We start from the raw sequence: 3,114 nt of genomic DNA on the forward strand, positions 1-3,114 counted from the left end.
CGTCGAGGTGGTTGGTGGGTTCGTCGAGCAGCAGTGCGTACGGCTGCTGGGCCAGCGCGCGGGCGATGTGGGCCCGCTGGCGCTCGCCGCCCGACAGGGCCTTCCAGGAGCGGCCGGCGAGCGCGGTGAGGCCGACGACCTCCAGGGCGGCGGCGATCACCGCCCGGTCGGTGGCGTCCGCCCCGCGCCAGCGGTCCCGGAACGGGGTGCGGCCGAGGCCGACGACGTCGGCGACCCGCAGATCGCTGTCGGCTCCCGAGTCCTGGGCGACGAAGGCGACGTGGCGGGCGATCCTGCGCGCGCTCCACTCCCCCACCGATGCGCCGTCGTACCGGACCGCACCCGCGTCGGGGGCCCGGAGCCCGGCCAGGCAACGCAGCAGGGAGGACTTGCCGGAGCCGTTCGGGCCCAGGAGGCCGACGGTCTCGCCGGAGGCGACGGTCGCGCTGACCTCACGTACCACCGGTGTGCCTGCCACCGACCAGCTCAGGTTCTCGGCGGTGATCCTCACAGTTCACCCCTCTTGCGCAGGACGAGAAGGAAGAGGGGAACGCCGAGGAGTGCGGTGATGACGCCGACGGGGACCTCGCGGGGCGCGAAGGCGATCCGTGCGAGCGCGTCCGTCCACACGAGGAACACCGCGCCGGCGAGCGCCGCGTACGGCAACAGCACCCTGTGCAGCGGTCCGACGAGGAACCGCACCCCGTGGGGCACGATCAGCCCGACGAAGCCGATGGCGCCGACGGTGGCCACGGCGACCGCGGTCAGCGTGGCCGTCACCACGAGCAGCAGCATCCTCGTGTGCCGTACGCCGATCCCGAGGGAGGCGGCGGTGTCGGTGCCGAAGGCGAGCCCGTCGAGGGCGCTCGAGAACAGCCACGCCACGGTCAGGCCCAGCGGGGTGACGATCGCGCAGACGACGACGGTGTTCCAGCGGGCCGGTGCCATCGATCCCAGCAGCCAGTGCGTGACGGCCCGCGTCGTGTCCGCGTCCGCCGAGGCCATCAGGATCAGCGAGGTCAGCGCGGTGAGCAGTTGTCCGACGACCACGCCGGTGAGGACGATACGGACGGAGTCGAGGCCGGTACGCCTCAACAGGAGGAGCAGCAGCGCGAAGGAGAGCAGCGCGCCGACGAGCGCGCCGCCGGTGACCCCGAGTGTGCTCGCGCCGATCCCGAGGACGACGACGGCGACGGCTCCGGTCGACGCGCCGGAGGAGACGCCGAGCAGGTAGGGGTCGGCGAGCGCGTTACGGGTGACCGCCTGGAGCACCGTGCCGCACACGGCGAGCGAGGCGCCGACGAGCGCGGCCATCAGGACGCGCGGCAGCCGCAGGTCCCAGATGAGCGAGTCCACCAACGGGGGCAGGGGCTCGACGTCCAGGCCGAGGTGGGTGGCGAGGACGCGGGCCAGGTCGGTCCAGCCGGTGTCGGCCGTGCCGATGCGGACGGCCGCGGCGATCGAGCCCACGAGGGTGACTGCGGAGAGGATCAGAAGGAGAAGGCCGCGGGGGCCTCCGTGGCGGGGTGCCGCGGAGTTGTCGAGCCTGCCGGATCGGACGCCGGGTTCCGGCGGAACCGGCGGACCCGGCATCGGCTGCCCGGCGGTGACGGGCTCCGCCGTACGGCCGCTTTCGCGGGCCTGCGGGAGCAGGAGGTCGGCCGGGCTCATGCCGACGGGCGGCTCGGCGGGCGGGTGTGAGGACTCTCGGACATCGGTCGAGGGCGAGGGCTGTCGGGCGTCTGGCGGGTGCGAGGACTCTCGGGCGTCTGGCGGGTGCGAGGACTCTCGGGCGTCGTGGTCGGCAGGGGGGCGCGCGATCCCGGCCTCGCACCCGCCGACCGACACGCCTCCCGAGGTCCCCGGAGCCTGGCGGTCAGTGGGCATGTCCGAGGTCCTTCATGCCCTGGGCGAGCAGCCCGAGGGCGTGTACGGAGCGGACCGAGGGGTCGAGTTCGATGCCCGGCACTTCGAGGATCTTGTTGTCGCGGACGGCGGCCAGCCGTGAGATCACCGGGTGCGCCTTCATCGTGGCCCGCTTCTCGGCGGCGCTGTCGCCGGGGCGGCCCCGCTCGGACAGGTCGCCGATCACGATGAAGTCCGGGTCGCGCCGGGCGACTTCCTCCCAGGAGACCTCGGGCCAGTCCTCCTGGACGTCGTCGAAGGCGTTCTTGGCGCCGACGATCCGGCTCATCTCACTGGGCAGGCCGGTCTTGCCCGCCACGTACGGCATGCCGTTGAAGACGGAGTAGAGGTAGACGACGGTCGGCCGGTCGGCGCCCCGCGCCTTGGAGGCGTCGGCGCCCGCCCTGGCGACCGCGGCCCGCTGGTCCGCCGCCAGCTTTCCCGCGCGTTCCTCGGCTCCGAAGAGCTTGCCCAGGTTCTCGTAGTCCGAGAAGAGCAGCTCGAAGGGGGTCCGGCCGGGCGGGTTGTGCTGCGGGCAGTCCACGGCGCTGACGAAGGTGGGGACCTTCAGGGCGGCCAGCTCCTCGCGGGTGCCGGCGCGGTCCTTGGTGTAGAGGTCGGCGGAGCCCGCGACGACGAAGTCGGGTGTGGCGGCGCGCAGTTGCTCGCCCGTGGCGATCTTCGGGGCGATGACCGGGATCTTCGCGTACGCGGCTTCGTAGGGAGCGGGGATCTTGGTCTTGAGGTTGGCCGTGCCGGCCATCCGGTCCTGGAGCCCGAGTTCGAGCAGCGTCTCGGTCGAGCTCTGGTCCAGGGCGACGGTCCGCCGCGGCGGACCGTCGAGCGACACCTGGCGGCCGCAGCTGGTGACGGAGGCCGACTGCCCCGCGCCGGGCGCGGCACCGGGCCCGGTGCCCGCCGCGGACCCGCCGCCGCCCGCGGTGGAGCAGCCCGCGGTGGCGAGGAGGAGGGTCAGGGCGATGCCGAGACGGGCGGTGTTGCGCATGGGTTCTCCGGTCTGGGAGGGACGGGCATGGGTGTTGTCGTGCACCGGGCAGGAGTGCCGCGTTCGAAGGGTACTGTAATGGCAATCATTTTCATTAACGACCCCGGGGGCGGTTCACCGAACCGCTCCCCCACCTCCGAGGAGCAGCACACCGTGGCCACCACGCCCGCACCCACAGCGGCCAAGTCCCCCGCCCCGCCCCC

Annotated in this window: 3 protein-coding genes; all 3 read right to left on the reverse strand. The window is 73.2% G+C overall.

Annotation, left to right across the window (positions count from 1 at the left end):
- Positions 1-511: ABC transporter ATP-binding protein (locus AOK00_RS35710; protein ID WP_159041932.1), on the reverse strand; the 511-nt coding region annotated here is incomplete at its 3' end.
- On the reverse strand, positions 508-1,671 hold the full coding sequence (locus AOK00_RS35715) for a FecCD family ABC transporter permease (RefSeq protein WP_079042370.1): 1,164 nt from the start codon (positions 1,669-1,671) through the stop codon (positions 508-510). The genes AOK00_RS35715 and AOK00_RS35710, both read right to left, overlap by 4 nt.
- A gap of 205 nt (positions 1,672-1,876) precedes the next feature.
- Complete coding sequence (locus AOK00_RS35720) at positions 1,877-2,911, reverse strand: ABC transporter substrate-binding protein (RefSeq protein WP_055604257.1); 1,035 nt, start codon at positions 2,909-2,911, stop codon at positions 1,877-1,879.
- Positions 2,912-3,114 lie beyond the last annotated feature (203 nt).

Source organism: Streptomyces aureus, from assembly GCF_001418135.1.
In the GTDB taxonomy this organism is placed as follows: domain Bacteria; phylum Actinomycetota; class Actinomycetes; order Streptomycetales; family Streptomycetaceae; genus Streptomyces; species Streptomyces aureus_A.

Bases quoted from the DNA above. Each gene is read 5' to 3' on its own strand.
- AOK00_RS35715 (WP_079042370.1), bottom strand. From the start codon at position 1,671: ATGAGCCCGGCCGACCTCCTGCTCCCGCAGGCCCGCGAAAGCGGCCGT.
- AOK00_RS35720 (WP_055604257.1), bottom strand. From the start codon at position 2,911: ATGCGCAACACCGCCCGTCTCGGCATCGCCCTGACCCTCCTCCTCGCC.